The following is a 15,102-nucleotide window of genomic DNA, read 5'->3' on the forward strand; positions in this document are numbered from 1 at the left end:
ATTGGTTTCGGTTGGCATTAGTGCAGCGGTAATTCACTCCACGGTGATTGCTTTGACGCTAATGCTCCAGCGGTGGAAGCCATCATGCGTTGTTGTAGACCGTCCACCTGGCCACTTTCACATAAACGGCCAACTAAGAAACCATCGCCATAATCACGCCAGTTGGTGTGATGCGCCTTCGCTAGTTTTGCACCTTCTGCGGCGAATGCATTGGCTTCGTCCTCCGTGAACAATTCGGTGGCATAGCCCATAGCTGCTAGACGTACCCCCTGTGCAATTCGCCAGCCTGCTAGTGAGGTGGGTAGATTTTTCGGCAGGAAAAGGTCGATGTCTTCGAGTGATAATAAGACGGCCAACTGTCCAGCGGCTGCGCTAATTTCCTTGTCGGCGCTCTGCGGGTCTGCGGCGTGGGCATATTCGTCTCGCAGGGCAGTGATAATTTTTTCTAAGCCATGTGCCTGTCGTTCGTCGAGTTCCCAGCCTCGGATTTCTTGCAACACAGTACGCACTGCCCGGTAAGCCTCGTGATCTGGATCATTGAGATATTTGCTAATAACAGCGCGTAAGCTCGTGGCATCCGAGACCTGGTGCTGCTTCTCTAAGTGCTTCCAGATCTCTTGTACGCGTTGCTCATCGTAGCTAGCTGGGGCATCCAGCGGAATCTTGCTGCCAATCAAATACGGTGCTTGTAACGACCAGCCCAGGCGCAAATCGTCGGCAAGCTTACCCATAACTGCGACAGGAAGCTGTTGCGCATTAGCTTGCATTGACGAGAAGATCTCTTCATAGCTGTTGGACTTAATCGGTGGGAAAGACTCAGTGTGCAAGGGGAGTTCTACCCATGGAGAACCCGGGTCGGTAAGCATCGCAGCTGCATTATGGAAAATGAAGCGGAAGTGCTCACCAATTTTGCTGGCCATCATGGCTTCACCATAAACGAGGGCAGCGACGTATTCTTCCCAGGTGTCGTAAGCGCGCGCGATACCGAGTACGCATTTCACGATGATTGGCCGAACCTCATCGGGTTTAATTAAGCCGGCACCTGCGCCCAAGTTGAGCTGGCGCACCGCAGCAGCGAAATAGAACCCGGCTAAGGTGTGAGGTAGTTGCTGCGGAATTAAGAGTTCGGCCTCCGGATTAAGCAGGGGTTTTAATAGGCGCTGCGCCTCGGTTTCCAAAGTGGCGAAGGGAACTTCGGGAAGTGCGCCGGATAATTCGTTAACGAGCACACTGCTTTGCCCGGAACGCTGGTTTAAAGGCAAATCGCGGATCTGTTGCAAAGTGCTTCGAGCCACTTCATAAGCACGGTCGTGGGTGCGCTGAGAGGCTTGTTGCGCTGACTTCAGCAGATCTTCGCGGCTATTAATATTCCAGGCCTTCGATAAAAATTGTGCGAGCTGCGGGTTTGCAGTCGCCTTGATGATGTTGCCTTCTTCGTCACGCTCGATTTTCGGCATGGCTGGCAGTGGTCCATCCGGAGCGATGTTGGGACGCAAGAAATATGGAGCGACGACTGACCAGCCGCGGCGGAGCATTTCATCCTGTAAGCCAGATTTCTTGAGTTCGAAATCAAAGCCGCGAGCTTGGGCTTTAGAGAGGTAATCCTCGTAACTGGAGGCCTCGGACAGGGCAAGTGCGTCAATCTTTCGTTCAGCCATGCTTGTCATCATACCCGTGGTAGCTGAGCCACCAATGATGCTGAAGTTTGCCGACAATAGTCGGGAATAAGGGAGAGACCTAATCGCTAAAGTGACATAATGTCAATTATCGGACAATTGCAGAAGTGGGCTTTACCCACCGGTTGTGAGCCAAACTTGTGCGGACCGCAACCTAATCGTCCGCTGTCTAATGGGTCGTTTATTTATTTGTCCGTTTTCGCGAAACTCAATCGAATGTCCACCGTGCCTGTTTCCGCAATCTTCGCAGCGATCAAATCTGGTGAATGCACGCCAAAGTCTTCGCGGTTGATCTCTATCGTGCCGGAAACGACGAGCAGCTCGCCATCGCGCAGAGCTTGGAATCGTGCCTCAACAGGTTCGGAGTGATCTTTGATTGTTAATTCGCCAGCGACATCGATCTCTCCCGCAGTGCCATCTTCTGGTAGTTGTGAGACGTCTACTGGTTCAGTGAGAGTAAACGTGGATATCGGAAATTTGCTGGTCTCAAAAAGTTTGTCTTTCATGTTGACATCGCGGACATCACGATCAGTGGTCAACTGATTCATGTCTACCTCAACGGTTGCAGAGGTCAATGTCTCATCACTAATTTGTGCTGCACCCGTGACATAACCTGTAGAGCCGGAAGTTACGCGTTCGTCACCAGGCAAAATCTCCGAAAAAGTAAAGCCTACCGAGGTGATATTTGGGTTCTTTCCTTCGACGATTTCCCAAGTGCCATTCACCGGAACGGAGGCTGCTGCCGCACCTGAATCATTCAAGGCTTCAGTCTTGACGCCCGGTCCAGTGATGAGCCGGTATAGCAAAGGAACGACGCTAAGCAATGCCAACAGAACAATGAGTACGACGAAAACCGCGATGACAGATTTACGGCGTTTCATGGGGGATTTTTTCATCATTACCTCAACTTCTCTATGGAGCGCGCCAAATCAATTAATTCCGTGCACAACTGCCCCAGCTCCTCCGCTGAAGCTTCTTCGGCTGCTGCCCGTGCGATGTCCTCGGCTGCGCAACGCAACTGGAATAATGAATCATGCAGCATATCTGCTTTAGTTTTGCTCAATATTACGGCATCTGGAGAAATTTCCGTTCCCGATAAATTTTGGCGTTGCTCATAAGCTCGTTGCTTGCACGACGTACTGCAGTACTTGCGTGGGCGCCCACGTCCTTGGTTTGCGACTGCTGTACCACACCATTGGCACGGTTTGGGACGGTTTTGTTGGTAGGCAGACACTCCAGTGACTTTAGTCCATTGACGAAAAGACATGAAATATCCCGTGAAATGTTCCTAGCGTGAGTCCACGAATGCGAGGAGACAGAAAGCGAAGCCCGAATTGAGAATTCTTGTAGGATGATCGGGAACAAAACCGTGGGTTTGTGCGTTATAGTGGTAGATCGTTATCCCCGATGAATTTTTGGTGCTTAACCAGCGCCACGAATGTTATCGATGCCCCCGGAATGATATAAGGATGTGTCCCACTTATGGCAGATCGCGTATTGCGCGGCAGCCGCATGGGTGCTGTCAGCTACGAAACTGACCGCGACCATGACCTGGCACCACGCCAAATGGTGAAATACCGCACCGAAGACGGTGAAGTTTACGAGGTACCTTTTGCCGATGATGCGGAGATTCCAGAAGAGTGGCTGTGCAAGAACGGTAAATGGGGAACGCTGGTAGAAGGCGAAGGTGTTGAATCGAAGCCGGTGAAGCCGCCTCGTACCCACTGGGATATGCTGTGCGAACGCCGTAGCATTGAAGAACTCGATAAGTTGCTTGAAGAGCGTATCGAACATCTGCGCAAGCGCCGCCGTACCGCTGCGAAACTGCTCAAAGAGCAAAAAGAACAGCAAGAAGCCGAAGGAAAATAAACTTCTTGGCTAAGGCTTAGCTGTTTAAAGTTTTTTAAGGTGCCAGTCTCCCACCAAAGAATGTGGGGCTGGCACCTTTCGTTTATAGCGTGGTAGTCCGCTAGCTAGTCTAGCTAGCGGAGCTATTTCTTTATTTGCTTGGACAGGTCGCGCAAAACTGTAGAAAAACTACTTGCTGTGGAGGAAACCCGCTCCGGGAGTTCTGCCAGCGCAGAGTCCCGTAGGCTGTGCGCCCCGAAAGAGACCAGCGTCGAGCTCATTTCCTTTACTTGTTTGCTGCGGTGCGCAAGACCCCATTTCGTGACCTCAGCTAAAGAATCCGTGACAAACGAACCATCCAACTTGGATTCGCCATATTCACGCTCAGTAAAAGTAATTGGAACTTCAGCAATCACGAAGCCAGCTCTGATAGCACGACGAGCCAGATCCACTTGGAAAATATAACCGGCATTCGAGAGCTCTTCTAGGTCTATAGCCTCGAGCACCTCGCGACGATATGCGCGGTAACCAGCTGTCATGTCAGATAACCCAGCGCCGAGGGCCAGAGAAATGTACGCATTGCCACCGCGAGAGAGCCATTCCCGATTTTTCGGCCAATTGACTACTTCTCCGCCTGGAACATAGCGAGAACCGATGACTGCGTCTTCCCCATTATCGATTGCATCCAGAAGTAGATGAAGTTGCTCTGGAGCGTGCGAGCCGTCTGCATCCATTTCGCACAGAACCTGATAATCGCGCTCCAAGCCCCAGACAAATCCCGCCACATAGGCACCGCATAAGCCACCTTTGCCAGCGCGGTGCAACACATGTACTTGTTCATCGGAGCCAGCGATTTTGTCTGCAAGCTCGCCAGTTCCATCTGGCGAATTATCGTCGACTACAAGCACGTCGACGATAGACTGTGCCTTGCGCAATCGACCGATAATCCGAGGTAAATTTTCTTTTTCGTTATAGGTCGGAATGATTACGAGAGTCTTCGCAGACGGTGTGGCGGACTCTGCCATGGCGGGTTTACTCCTTCACGCGACGACGTATCACAGCAAGAATACCCAATATTACTCCCATGAGAACCATCGCCAGTTCAAGCATCTGCCCCACGCGCACTGCTGGGGTTATACCTGAGCGTAACGGTAACGTAGCGACGAGATGATTCGCTTCGAAAATTTCGGTGTCAGCCAGTACGTTTCCTGCTGGATCAACTAACGCGGAAACTCCGCTAGTGGCGGGTACAACCATCGCCCGGTCTGTTTCAATTGCTCGCATTCGCGACATGGCTAACTGCTGATAAGTCATATCTGTAAAACCGAAAGTCGCGTTGTTTGTCGGAGACGTCAGGATACTCGCACCGTTATTTATGGACCGGCGAAAAGCTTCGTCAAAAGCTACTTCGTAGCAGGTGGCCACACCTACCGCTACATCGCCGTGGTCTGTCGTGATATCAGCGCCGCCAGTAGGGATTTGCAACACACCATTGCCATCACCAGGGGCGAAGTTGCCGGCCATCTCGGCGTATTCCGATAGTTTTTCGAAGAAACCACGCATGGGCAATGTCTCACCGAAAGGCTGCAGATAAACCTTATCGTGGAACTCCCCTGGCCTCATGCCTTGTACTTGATGTGTGCGCGGTGGTTCTGAAGAATCTGCTCGAGTTTCTTTCGATGATTGACCGTATTCCGGTAGAAAGGTTTGCATCGTGTTATATGGGCGCCCTTCGCGATGAGTAATAGTACCAACGACCACAGGTGTGCCAACAGCTGAAACAGCGCTAGCAATCGCCTCGTAAGCTTCCCGGTCACTAAAAGGATTAACATCGGAAGAATTCTCTGGCCAGATCACGAGATCAAGTTGGTCGGCCTGCTCTGCAAGCTTCTTGGTTTCCCGCACGTGGTTATGCAAAACAGCGCTTCGCTGCGCCGCGAAATCGAGGCCTAACCGAGGAACGTTTCCTTGCACAGCTGCAACTTTGATCTCAGCAAAAGTATTTTCAGGTCGGTGCAAATTAAAGGTGGCAATCGCACCACCAAGTAAAGGCACAATGATCATAGCGACGCTCACGGTACGTAACCAGGTAGTTCGACTAGGTGATGTACGTGATCGCGTTGAGACGGCAAGCCGGGTTACTCCCACACCGATCAACAACGTTGCGACGGTCACTAACGCCGGACCACCCCACTGCGCCAGCCCGGCTAGGGGGCCGGCAACCTGCCCCCAGGCAAGACGTACCCAGGCAAACCCACCGAACGGAAATGAGCTGCGTGCAAATTCAATAGCCAAATACCAGAAGGGGAATGCCAGGAAACCCCACGTGGAACGTGCAAGAGCGACACCGCCAAGACCAGTAAGAATTGCGTACAGCGAACACACCACTGCTAATGCGATATATGGTGGACTGCCGACAAATTCTCCGATCCACGGCAATAGCAGCAAATAACAGGCCATCGCGTGCACAAAACCAAACAATGCACCTTGCGCCATGCTCGGGCCGCGCGGTCGATGGCGTGTCGTTTGGGGTATGCGGCTTGGGGACCGGCCGGGTTTTTCCCGGCTAGCACTTCCCGGCCACGGCATAAGCACAAAATAAAACAGACCAGCAGCGATTATGCCAGCAGGCCACCAACCAAGTGGTTCATAAGACGTATACGCCACGGCACCGGATAGCGTGGCCAACAATATGCGGAAAACGAATGCGAACATCGTGAGTTTCGGGCCTAATCAACAGTGTTAACAGTGATGGACGTTAAGGTTCATTCCGGCTTATTATCGCCGGAAGCACTAGATTCTCCCCCACCGTCCCGGCGGTCAGAAAAATCCTCTGGGCTCATTGACTCTGACCATTTGCGAAGTTCATCTTCATCAAGCACATTATTGTTGCTAGTCGATGAGCCGCTGGCGGAAGTAGCTGACTGTTGATTGCTAGAGCTAGCAGCAGCTCCCATGGGAAAACCGAAGCTACCGTAGCTAGAGTGTTTTCGAGCAGTGGGCGACGCTTGGAAAAAACGCACTCCGAGTTTTTCCACTCTGCGATACATCCGGCCTAGCAAAAAGCCGCGGATAATTGGTCGGGTCAGCGGAAAAACCAATAATAAACCAAGGATTGCGGTAGCAAACCCCGGAATGCTGAGCAATAACGCACCAGCTAAGGTCAGGCCAATATCTCCGGCAGATTTTCGGTTCTGACCATATGCACTCATGTTTTGCGCATCGTCGGTAACAGTATGACGTTGAGCGTGCAGACGCTGCACTAATGATGCTTGCGTGGTTGCGATACGGCGAATTTCGCTCCGGGTGATGATAACTCCAAGCACCACGGTGCCGAACAACGCGATCAACGCCCACCCAAAGCCAATTAGGCTCGCTACTGCCCAAAAAGTAAAGATCTCGGCAAGCATGTAGAAAAAGAACATCACGAATGGCATGTTCACTACCCTACCTGCAAGTTCTTAACTTCCAATAGCCACCACGCCGCGGTTAATCGAGGCAATGGCTTGGCCCGCTGTCCGCTTTATCTCGGAGCTATAACCTGTCTTCGCTACCTGCTGCAGCAGGTCGATGACCTGGCGGCACCAACGTACAAAATCACCCGGGGTTAGCTCTGCGCCGGATTCAGCAGCCGCCGCCAAACAGTATCCCAACGGTGCTCCCGCACACCATTGGTGGATGGCGATGCTAAAGCCTGGTTCTGGTTCGCGAGTATGCGGGAGACCATGCCGAGATTCGTCGCTAATGAGTTCTTCCCACAACCGCATGGTGTTCTCCATGGCGCTGGTCATGGCATCGGTGACGCCGTCGAAAAGCTGGCCGCCGGTGGCTCTCCGGTTCTCGAACGTACACAGAGAAACCACGCCAGCTAATTCTGCTGGATCTAATTCTTGCCAAATGCCCCGTTTAAGGCATTGCGCAATCAGCAAATCGGAAGCATTGTGCACCTGGGCCAGTTTTTCGCCTTCAATACTCACCACCGGCTCGCCGTCGACGATATCGACGTAGTCGAGTTCGGTCAGCAAATCGACAATGCGCCGAAGCATATCGCCCAAAGTTTCAGTGGCTTTGTCTACGGTGGCTCGTAGTTTGTCGAGCTCACCTTTTCTGCGCAAGTATTTTTGTGCCAACTGCGTGAGTTGCTCGCGTTCCATCGCCGGCCACGCATGCGCTGGGTGTTTCTTCATCTGGGTGCGTAGATCCTTGATGCGCTCAGTGTCGCGGATCCGGGCGCGTAGCTTCATTTTCTTTGGCCGCGGGTAATCCTCCCTGGCGAACTTGTCGACGACGATGTGGTTGTGGCGTCGCGGATTCTTCAAGGCTTTGCCAGGTAGCTTCATCTTTCCTACCAGCGCGGGAGGATTGTCGAAGCCGCTCGCGTCGATGCGAGCTGACCACCCTTTTTCTGTGGTGATCCAGGGGCGCGGGTCTGCGGTTTGGTTGGCTGGGGTGTTGACCACCGCCAGAACGGGACGCTTTTTGCTCGGTAGCGCGATGACATCGCCGGGTTGTAGCTTTGCCAAAATAGCCCGGGTTTCGTCGCCTCGTTCGTCTTTGGCGCGTGATTTCAGCGATTTTTCTTCTACACTGAGTCGCTTGCGTAACTCAACATATTCAGACAGCAACTGCGCCGGATCTTGGTCATCGAATGACGGCGGCGCGAAGGCAGCGATTGCCTCATTAAGTTGCTCGCGTAGCTTTTCGACGCGATGCACAGCGCGCTCAATTTCGCGGGTTTCTTCCACTACGGAGCCATCGGCCTGATACTGCGCAAAAGATTTCTCTAGTAGCCGCAGAGAATCATCCATACCCAGATTATTGAGCAAATTGATTGCCATGTTGTAGCCAGGCTCAAACGTGGAAATCAATGGGTACGTACGTGTAGATGCCAGCCCTGCTACGCGTTGTGGATCCATTGCCGGGGCCCATTGCACAATGGCATTGCCCAAGGTATCGATGCCTCGCCGGCCAGCACGGCCGGTCAGCTGAGTGTACTGTCCTGGGGTGAGATCAACGTGTGCTTCACCGTTAAACTTCACGAGTTTTTCAAGCACGACGCTGCGGGCGGGCATGTTAATGCCTAGCGCAAGGGTTTCTGTGGCGAAGACCGCGCGGACTAAGCCTCGGACGAATAGCTTCTCGACGATATGCCGGAATGCTGGCAGCATGCCGGCATGATGAGCTGCAAAACCTCGGATTAATGCCTTGCGCCACTGTGAGAAACGGAGAACTTCCAGATCTTCGTGTGGAATACCCTCGACGCCTGCATCGATGACTTCGGCGATTATACGTTGTTCGTCTTCGTCAGTCAGAACCATCTTGGACCGCAAACACTGGTGCAAAGCACCATCACAGCCGGCTCGAGAGAAGATGAAAATGATCGCGGGCAGCATATTTTGACCCTGCAGGATCCGGAGTACTTCTGGTCGGCCCAATGGGCGGTAACGGTCTTGTGGGCGAATGTTTCCGCTGCGAGAATTTCCCGTGCCTGCCGTAGTACGAGAACGAAAGCCCTGTCCTGGGCGGAAATCATCACGACCGTCGGCCGCATCGCCTGCTTCTAGGCGAGCAACGCGTCGCTGTAGCTCTGGGTTTACTCCGGCTGGTTCACTCGTCGTCGGCCCCTCAATAGCTGGTGTTCCCGGGGCGAATAGTGGATAGACTTTTTGTCCGATTAGCATCCACTGCTCGAGGGGCACTGGGCGGTGTTCGGAAACGATGACTTCGGTATCGCCCCGTACGGTAGAAAGCCAGCGACCGAATTCTTCCGAATTCGATACTGTGGCTGATAATCCGATGATCGAGATATGCTCCTCAAGGTTGAGGATCACCTCTTCCCAGACAGCACCACGGGCTTGATCTGCGAGAAAATGGATTTCGTCCATCACCACATGCGTGAGTCGATCAAGCGCTGGTGATTTCGCATAGATCATGTTGCGCAGGACTTCGGTAGTCATTACGACGATGTCAGCATCCGGTTGGAAAGAGACATCGCCGGTAAGTAAACCGACCGCATCTTCACCGTGAATCGCTACTAGATCGTGAAATTTCTGGTTGCTTAAGGCTTTAATCGGCGTTGTGTAAAAGCATTTTGTGCCGCGCGACAACGCTAACGAGACGGCAAATTCTCCGACGATAGTTTTGCCAGCACCAGTGGGTGCGCATACCAAAACACCGCGCCCGTTTTCGACTGCCCTGCACCCCTGGACTTGAAATGGATCGAGCTCATAAGTGAGTTGGCTGCGGAAGGTTTCAAAATGGGTGCTTGTCATAATTACCTAGGCTACAAAATATCGTCGAAACTAGAACCGTGGCCCCGGGAGTATTGCAGATTGCCCCGTGATTGACTGCTGGAGTCAACCACTGCTTCCGGGGTGGCAACAGAACCTGCTGCAGGGGTGCGTTCTGGCTGATAATCCAGCGGGGAAGCTTCTTCGTCGTCGAGCTGCGACCAATCTGGCTCGTTTTTTGCCCGCCGTTTGTCATTGATTCGGCAGAACTGGAAGGAAATCTCAACTAGCAAAATAATCGCGACCGCTAGAATCGTCAGCGAATATGGATCCTGCGCAGGGGTGATGAGCGCAGAAAAAATGAAGATCAGCACGATTGTATGGCGGCGTTTTGTCCGCACTGCTTCATAGCGCAAAATGCCGACAATGTTCAGCATGACGATGACCAGCGGGATTTCGAAGCTAACCCCAAAAATCACCATGATTGCGACTACAAAACTAAAATATTCTTGACCGGTCAATGCCGCTGTCTGGAAGTCCGATCCAATGGTAAGAAGATAATTCAGGCCAAGAGACAGAGAAAAGTAAGCCAACACGGTACCAGCCAGAAACAGAGTAACCGCGATGGTCACGAAGCTGAAGGTCCAGCGCCGTTCATTACGCAGCAACCCTGGAGTAATGAATTTCCAAATCTGGTAGAGCCACACCGGAGCAGCCAAAACAGTGCCTGCGAGCGCACCAATCTTCAGACGCAACATGAACATTTCCATCGCACTTGTTGCCAAAAGACGACACTCGCCAGAAGCAGTAAAATCTGCGCGTAGCTCCGGGTCAACACCACAATATGGGCCGCGCAAAATCTCGCCGAGTGCTGGTATCGGCCCCGGCGCGTTTTGGTACCAGATAAAGCCGATGATGGCTCCAACTATTACCGCGAGTGTGGAGATAATCACTCTCCGGCGTAACTCTTTGAGATGCTCCACGAGCGACATGTCCCCGGTCGGAGACTTTTTCTTGCGTTTCGCGCGTACTCGGGATAGCAAGCTAGCTCTGCCGTGCAGCAATCCGCTGCGTTTGGCGCGCGAGACACGCTGAGATCGCCCCGGTTGGCTAGTGCCTGCCGGCGGCTGCGTGTTTGGGCGTGCCGGTTGTGGCTGAGATTGCGGAGACGTCATGACCTCACCAGTAAGAGACCCGTATGTGAGTCGAATGATTCGAACAGCGCTGTGTTGGCGCTGATAAAGTTAGTGCCGTTCTAGTTCTGCGACCGTGGTTGGTTTTCAGGCTTGTTCCAGAAGTCTTCAGCGTCTGTATTCGGTTGCTGCTGGGACTGATTCTGGTAGTTCTGCTGCGGCTGTGATTGCTGGAAATTCTGCTGGTTAATGGCCTGCTGCTGGTGTTGCTGGGCGTTATGCGTGTTCTGGTACTGAGCGTCGTCGTTACTCATCTCGCGCATTTCTGATTTCAGAATGCGTGTAGAGCGGCCAACCGAGCGGGCCAGGTCAGGCAATTTTTTTGCGCCAAAAAGCAGCAGGATAATGACCAGGATCAACAAAATTTGTGTGGGGCTGATAGTCATGAATCGCGCCTTTCTCAACGTCTCGACTATCGCTTTAACGTCGTGCGATAGTCAGGCGAGTATTTAAGATTTATTCGTATCAACCATACTATAACGCTGTATTCCAACCTGGGCGCGTTCGTGGACTGCGTCGACAAGATCTTGCGGGCCTAGCACTCGAACTCGGTCGGCGTGGCTGAGTGCGAAACGCGTAAACCACGAGGTGCTGCCAATAGGCATGGTGGCTTTCACCCAAGCTTTCTGATCATCGGCAGCGGGGCACGGGGGCGTTTCGTCTTGTCTTTTCATATCGTATTCATCGAGCATCCACAGCGCGTCTGGAGAAACTGCAAGCGTGGCTGTAGTGCTGTCCCGAAACCCGAAGGGGTCTTCGCTAGAGAACTGCAGCTTTCGCGTGCGTGGACGGGCTGGTTCTGGCAAAATTTCCACGTTTCTCATTCGGTCCACGCGGAAATTGCGATGTTCACCGTACTGTTCTACAAATGCCGTCAGGTACGCAACATTGCCTCGGATAAAAATCCGAGCTGGGTCTACTGTCCTGGTACTCGTACTATTTGACGAGGCTGACCAATAATCAAACTGCACTCGTCTTTTCGTGTGTAGTGCTTGCGCGATGCGGTATTGTACATCTTCTGTTGCAGAAGAATGTTCTGCAATACCGTCGTAGATTGCACGGGAACGGTCATCCATAATTGATCGCAATTTTTCTGCTGCTGAAGCGACAGCTGACCGGTCCACCAACCCGGGCATTGTTTCGAGCACTTCAACGGTTAGCAGAAGGGCCCCCGCTTCGGTCGGTGTGAGACGCAAAGATGAATCCATCCCTTGGTCATCGTGAATCACCACGCCTTTGGTCAGTTCGTAGCTTAGGTCGATGAGATCCTGTGTTTGCGTGCTAATTCCACTGCAGTGCAGCCTTTCTAAGGCTCGTACCAGTTCGTCTGGGCTGAGCCCGAGATCTTTCGCCGCTTCGAAGATACTCCGTTCGGGGTGTGCTTTGAAGTATGGCACCAAGTTGAGCGATTGGACTAGTGCCACAAGTTTTTCTGGTGAATCTGTATTCATCGGGCACCTGCTTTCTGCAGCAAACGGCTGACCTGCTCACGAATGTCTTTTGGTTGTTCTACGACAGATTCTGCAGCATAAGCGGCACATGTGCGTATCAACCATTCACGGTCGGCTCCTTTGATAAACAACCGGATCTCGTCAGAGGCATCTACTTCCTGGATTTCGTCTGCGGCTTCTTCTAGCGGCGGTGCTGCTTGTCGACGGCTGCGGATCGTAGCGTCGGCTACGTCGCGAACAGCCAGGGTCTTTTCGACGATTTCGCGCAGTGAGCCGCTGGGTTCAGTGTGTGTAGCGACTTCACGTGAGCGCCGGATGTCGCTTATCCGCGTAGAACGAAAAGACCGCTCAGCTTGTCGGTCTACATCCCATCCCACGACGTATAGCCGGTTGTGATGCGGGACAATTCCCCATAAGTCCATGGTGCGTCGTTGAATTTTTGCACCGGAATGGTGCTGGTAGTTAAAAGAAATGCGCAGCTTGTGTGCCACTCCAGTCAAGATCGCCCGTAAAACCTCTGGGTCCAAGCTTGTGATGTCGTTAATTGCGAGGTATCCGGCCCCCGGGGTGATCTCGCGGCGAGCGCCAGATGCTGCAAGCTTCGTCCACCCAGCGGCACTTAGCGCGCCTAACCCACTGTTTCGTCCGACTTCACTGGCGATTCCTAGGACGGTCGCTTCTTCTGGCGTAAACGACACTTCCGGCAGCCGATAGGACTCCGGGTTGAGCCGATAGCTCGCCCCATTCTCCCCCACGGAACTATCAATGTGTACGCCCGCTCGAGCAAGCGTTGCTACATCACGCTGTAATTGCATGCGAAAACTGTGCTTGTTTTCGTGATAACCCGCTACGTTGGCATGAATCCACTCCGCGCTACGGCTGGGATTGCCACCCGATTGGGCAGCTCCTTGCAGTGCAAACGTGAGGTTAGTCAACCGTTCGACAGCAGCATCATAGCGTGGGCCGGTTTTCGGTCGCTGTGCAGGTGTTGCGGCTGCCGCCATTAAGCTCACTCCGTATCGTTAGTGCCCCGGTCCATCAGAGCAAGCAACTCATCAAGCTCAGGGCTCTCGGTCGCGAAAGGGTCCCCAAAAGTATATTCCAGTTGCGTCGGTTCTGTGATTTTCATTCGGGACCAATCGACGGCGAATTGGGTATTGGTTTGCCGTGCCCGTGCCAAAAATTGCCCACGCTGATGTGCTCGAGTGGTAGCGGGTGGAGTAGACATCGCGGCAGAGATGGCCTCGTCAGTAGTCCATCGCTTTACCCTGCCTTTAGCTTCGAGTACCGGGAAGATACCACGACCAGGACGAATATCATGCATAGCGAGGTCGATCTGCGCCAGCTTCGGGTGCGACCACTCTGCATCGAGCCGAACTCGATAGCTTTCAAAGAGTTCTTTTTTGATTACCCAATCGATTTCCTGATTGACCTGGGAAAAATCTTGAGTTTCGATAGCGAGCAATGTCCGACGCCACAAATCCACTACGCGATGCATTTCGGAAGTTGATGATCCGGAATTCAGTTCCTTCGCGCGGTAATTATCACGTTCCTCTAACCAACGGGCAGCGTGTTCGCACAACGACTGCTGTACTTCAAGCGCAGTGACGGTGCCGCCGTTTTTAAGCCGTAGTTGTGTCTTTCCACTCAAGTCACGCGAGATCTCGCGGATCTGTCCAATCGGGTCTTCTAGCTCGAAATCAGGCAACTCCCGCTCTGCCTCGATCATCTCCAGTACCAACAACGCTGAGCCCACCTTCACCGCGAACGTTGGCTCAGACAAATTAGTATCTCCACCGATTACATGTAGTCGCCGGTACTGCTGCGAATCTGCGTGTGCTTCATCGCGTGAATTGATCATTGGACGTGCCCTTGTGGTTGCAGAAGACACGCCCTCCCAGACTTGATCTGCACGTTGTGAAAGCACAAACCGCGCAGGGTGTTCGTCAGTTTCTCTCTCAATGAGACCAGCCCCGCAGACCAACTGGCGCGTCACCAGCAACGGCTCGAGCGCGCGACCAATCGCACGCAACACCATCGACCGCGAAATCAAGTAATTTTCGTGGCAACCATAGGAATTACCATGCGAATCCAGGTTGTTTTTAAACAAATAAATATGCTTGCCGACGCCCTCACGCTCCAGTACTAGCTCCGCGCGGCGCGCTAATGCATCAAGGATTCGATCCCCTGCTCGCTCATAATTCAACAGCTGGGTAATGCTGTCGCATTCTGCGGTGGCAATTTCCGGGTGAGCTCCCATGTCGAGGTATACCCGTGAACCGTTATCACTGAAAATATTAGAGCTGCCGTGCTCCTCGACTACAGGAGCGAACAGGTAGCGAGCAACATCGGCAGCACCAAGGGTATGCGTCCCGTTTGCGGATGTCGCAGTAATTCCGTATTCAGTTTCTACGCCCATAATACGGCGCGTATAAACTTCACTCACTGTCCACCCTTTTGCACGTAGGAACGGACGAATTCTTCTGCGTTCGATTCCAATAGCCCGTCGATTTCATCGAGTAAGTCGTCAGTGCCTGAAACAGAAATCTGTGCTTGTCCACTTGCAAATTCGTCGTCAGCGGTGCCATCGTCGGCTCCACTGTTTGTCTGGGAGGCTTGCGAACTGGAATTATATGCTGAATTAGCCGCCATGATTAACACTTCCCTTGTTATCGTTCGTGGATTATTTTCTAGGCTAGTTTCT

Annotated in this window: 14 protein-coding genes; 1 reads left to right on the top strand and 13 read right to left on the bottom strand. The window is 52.8% G+C overall.

Annotated features, from left to right (window positions below; genetic code table 11):
* Positions 1-17: 17 nt before the first annotated feature.
* The 3 genes from L9H78_RS05145 to L9H78_RS10595 form a co-directional block, all read right to left on the bottom strand.
* Positions 18-1,658, bottom strand: coding sequence for a DUF1266 domain-containing protein (locus tag L9H78_RS05145; RefSeq protein ID WP_249620680.1), 1,641 nt, complete (start codon positions 1,656-1,658; stop codon positions 18-20).
* Positions 1,659-1,861: 203 nt separating this feature from the next.
* Positions 1,862-2,575 carry a YceI family protein gene (locus L9H78_RS05150; RefSeq protein ID WP_249620681.1) on the bottom strand — a complete coding sequence of 238 codons (714 nt, stop codon included), beginning with the start codon at positions 2,573-2,575 and terminating at the stop codon, positions 1,862-1,864.
* Positions 2,575-2,718 (bottom strand): hypothetical protein, encoded by a 144-nt coding sequence (locus L9H78_RS10595; RefSeq protein WP_347276374.1) that lies wholly within the window; start codon positions 2,716-2,718, stop codon positions 2,575-2,577. The genes L9H78_RS05150 and L9H78_RS10595 overlap by 1 nt, the downstream gene beginning before the upstream one ends.
* A gap of 440 nt (positions 2,719-3,158) precedes the next feature.
* On the opposite strand from L9H78_RS10595, the gene L9H78_RS05160 reads away from it, so the two are divergent.
* Positions 3,159-3,545: an RNA polymerase-binding protein RbpA gene (locus tag L9H78_RS05160; protein WP_249618737.1), complete on the top strand. Its 387-nt coding sequence runs from the start codon at positions 3,159-3,161 to the stop codon at positions 3,543-3,545.
* Between the two features lie 122 nt (positions 3,546-3,667).
* Here the strand turns inward: L9H78_RS05160 and L9H78_RS05165 are convergent, their stop codons facing one another.
* From L9H78_RS05165 to L9H78_RS05210, 10 genes are all read right to left on the bottom strand, one after another.
* Entirely contained in the window at positions 3,668-4,549 is an 882-nt protein-coding gene (locus L9H78_RS05165) for a polyprenol monophosphomannose synthase (RefSeq protein WP_249618738.1), read from the bottom strand.
* A gap of 7 nt (positions 4,550-4,556) precedes the next feature.
* Positions 4,557-6,239 (bottom strand): apolipoprotein N-acyltransferase, encoded by a 1,683-nt coding sequence (lnt, locus tag L9H78_RS05170; RefSeq protein ID WP_249618739.1) that lies wholly within the window; start codon positions 6,237-6,239, stop codon positions 4,557-4,559.
* Between the two features lie 50 nt (positions 6,240-6,289).
* Positions 6,290-6,961, bottom strand: coding sequence for an FxsA family protein (locus L9H78_RS05175; protein ID WP_249618740.1), 672 nt, complete (start codon positions 6,959-6,961; stop codon positions 6,290-6,292).
* Between the two features lie 24 nt (positions 6,962-6,985).
* The gene (locus L9H78_RS05180; RefSeq protein ID WP_249620683.1) at positions 6,986-9,796 is read right to left on the bottom strand and encodes a DEAD/DEAH box helicase; all 2,811 of its coding nucleotides are present in this window, start codon (positions 9,794-9,796) and stop codon (positions 6,986-6,988) included.
* 11 nt (positions 9,797-9,807) lie between these two features.
* Entirely contained in the window at positions 9,808-10,746 is a 939-nt protein-coding gene (tatC, locus tag L9H78_RS05185) for a twin-arginine translocase subunit TatC (protein WP_249618822.1), read from the bottom strand.
* 263 nt (positions 10,747-11,009) lie between these two features.
* Positions 11,010-11,333, bottom strand: a complete 324-nt coding sequence (gene tatA / locus L9H78_RS05190; protein WP_249618742.1) for a Sec-independent protein translocase subunit TatA — start codon at positions 11,331-11,333, stop codon at positions 11,010-11,012.
* 63 nt (positions 11,334-11,396) lie between these two features.
* Positions 11,397-12,398 (bottom strand): helix-turn-helix transcriptional regulator, encoded by a 1,002-nt coding sequence (locus L9H78_RS05195; protein ID WP_249620684.1) that lies wholly within the window; start codon positions 12,396-12,398, stop codon positions 11,397-11,399.
* On the bottom strand, positions 12,395-13,402 hold the full coding sequence (locus L9H78_RS05200) for a helix-turn-helix transcriptional regulator (RefSeq protein WP_249620685.1): 1,008 nt from the start codon (positions 13,400-13,402) through the stop codon (positions 12,395-12,397). The genes L9H78_RS05195 and L9H78_RS05200 overlap by 4 nt, the downstream gene beginning before the upstream one ends.
* A gap of 5 nt (positions 13,403-13,407) precedes the next feature.
* Positions 13,408-14,844 (bottom strand): Pup--protein ligase, encoded by a 1,437-nt coding sequence (gene pafA, locus L9H78_RS05205; RefSeq protein WP_249620686.1) that lies wholly within the window; start codon positions 14,842-14,844, stop codon positions 13,408-13,410.
* Positions 14,841-15,050 (bottom strand): ubiquitin-like protein Pup, encoded by a 210-nt coding sequence (locus tag L9H78_RS05210; RefSeq protein ID WP_249620687.1) that lies wholly within the window; start codon positions 15,048-15,050, stop codon positions 14,841-14,843. Before L9H78_RS05210 ends, pafA begins: the two co-directional genes overlap by 4 nt.
* Positions 15,051-15,102: the final 52 nt, after the last annotated feature.

This window comes from Corynebacterium pseudodiphtheriticum (assembly GCF_023509295.1).
Taxonomy (GTDB): Bacteria; Actinomycetota; Actinomycetes; order Mycobacteriales; family Mycobacteriaceae; genus Corynebacterium; species Corynebacterium pseudodiphtheriticum.

What these genes read in the sequence shown, in the direction of transcription:
- L9H78_RS05180 (WP_249620683.1), bottom strand. Translation starts at nt 9,796, where the DNA reads ATGACAAGCACCCATTTTGAAACCTTCCGCAGCCAACTCACTTATGAG.
- L9H78_RS05145 (WP_249620680.1), bottom strand. Translation starts at nt 1,658, where the DNA reads ATGGCTGAACGAAAGATTGACGCACTTGCCCTGTCCGAGGCCTCCAGT.
- lnt (WP_249618739.1), bottom strand. Translation starts at nt 6,239, where the DNA reads ATGTTCGCATTCGTTTTCCGCATATTGTTGGCCACGCTATCCGGTGCC.
- L9H78_RS05150 (WP_249620681.1), bottom strand. Translation starts at nt 2,575, where the DNA reads ATGATGAAAAAATCCCCCATGAAACGCCGTAAATCTGTCATCGCGGTT.
- L9H78_RS05200 (WP_249620685.1), bottom strand. Translation starts at nt 13,402, where the DNA reads ATGGCGGCAGCCGCAACACCTGCACAGCGACCGAAAACCGGCCCACGC.
- L9H78_RS05195 (WP_249620684.1), bottom strand. Translation starts at nt 12,398, where the DNA reads ATGAATACAGATTCACCAGAAAAACTTGTGGCACTAGTCCAATCGCTC.
- L9H78_RS05160 (WP_249618737.1), top strand. Translation starts at nt 3,159, where the DNA reads ATGGCAGATCGCGTATTGCGCGGCAGCCGCATGGGTGCTGTCAGCTAC.
- tatC (WP_249618822.1), bottom strand. Translation starts at nt 10,746, where the DNA reads ATGTCGCTCGTGGAGCATCTCAAAGAGTTACGCCGGAGAGTGATTATC.
- L9H78_RS10595 (WP_347276374.1), bottom strand. Translation starts at nt 2,718, where the DNA reads ATGCTGCATGATTCATTATTCCAGTTGCGTTGCGCAGCCGAGGACATC.
- L9H78_RS05165 (WP_249618738.1), bottom strand. Translation starts at nt 4,549, where the DNA reads ATGGCAGAGTCCGCCACACCGTCTGCGAAGACTCTCGTAATCATTCCG.
- L9H78_RS05210 (WP_249620687.1), bottom strand. Translation starts at nt 15,050, where the DNA reads ATGGCGGCTAATTCAGCATATAATTCCAGTTCGCAAGCCTCCCAGACA.
- tatA (WP_249618742.1), bottom strand. Translation starts at nt 11,333, where the DNA reads ATGACTATCAGCCCCACACAAATTTTGTTGATCCTGGTCATTATCCTG.
- L9H78_RS05175 (WP_249618740.1), bottom strand. Translation starts at nt 6,961, where the DNA reads ATGCCATTCGTGATGTTCTTTTTCTACATGCTTGCCGAGATCTTTACT.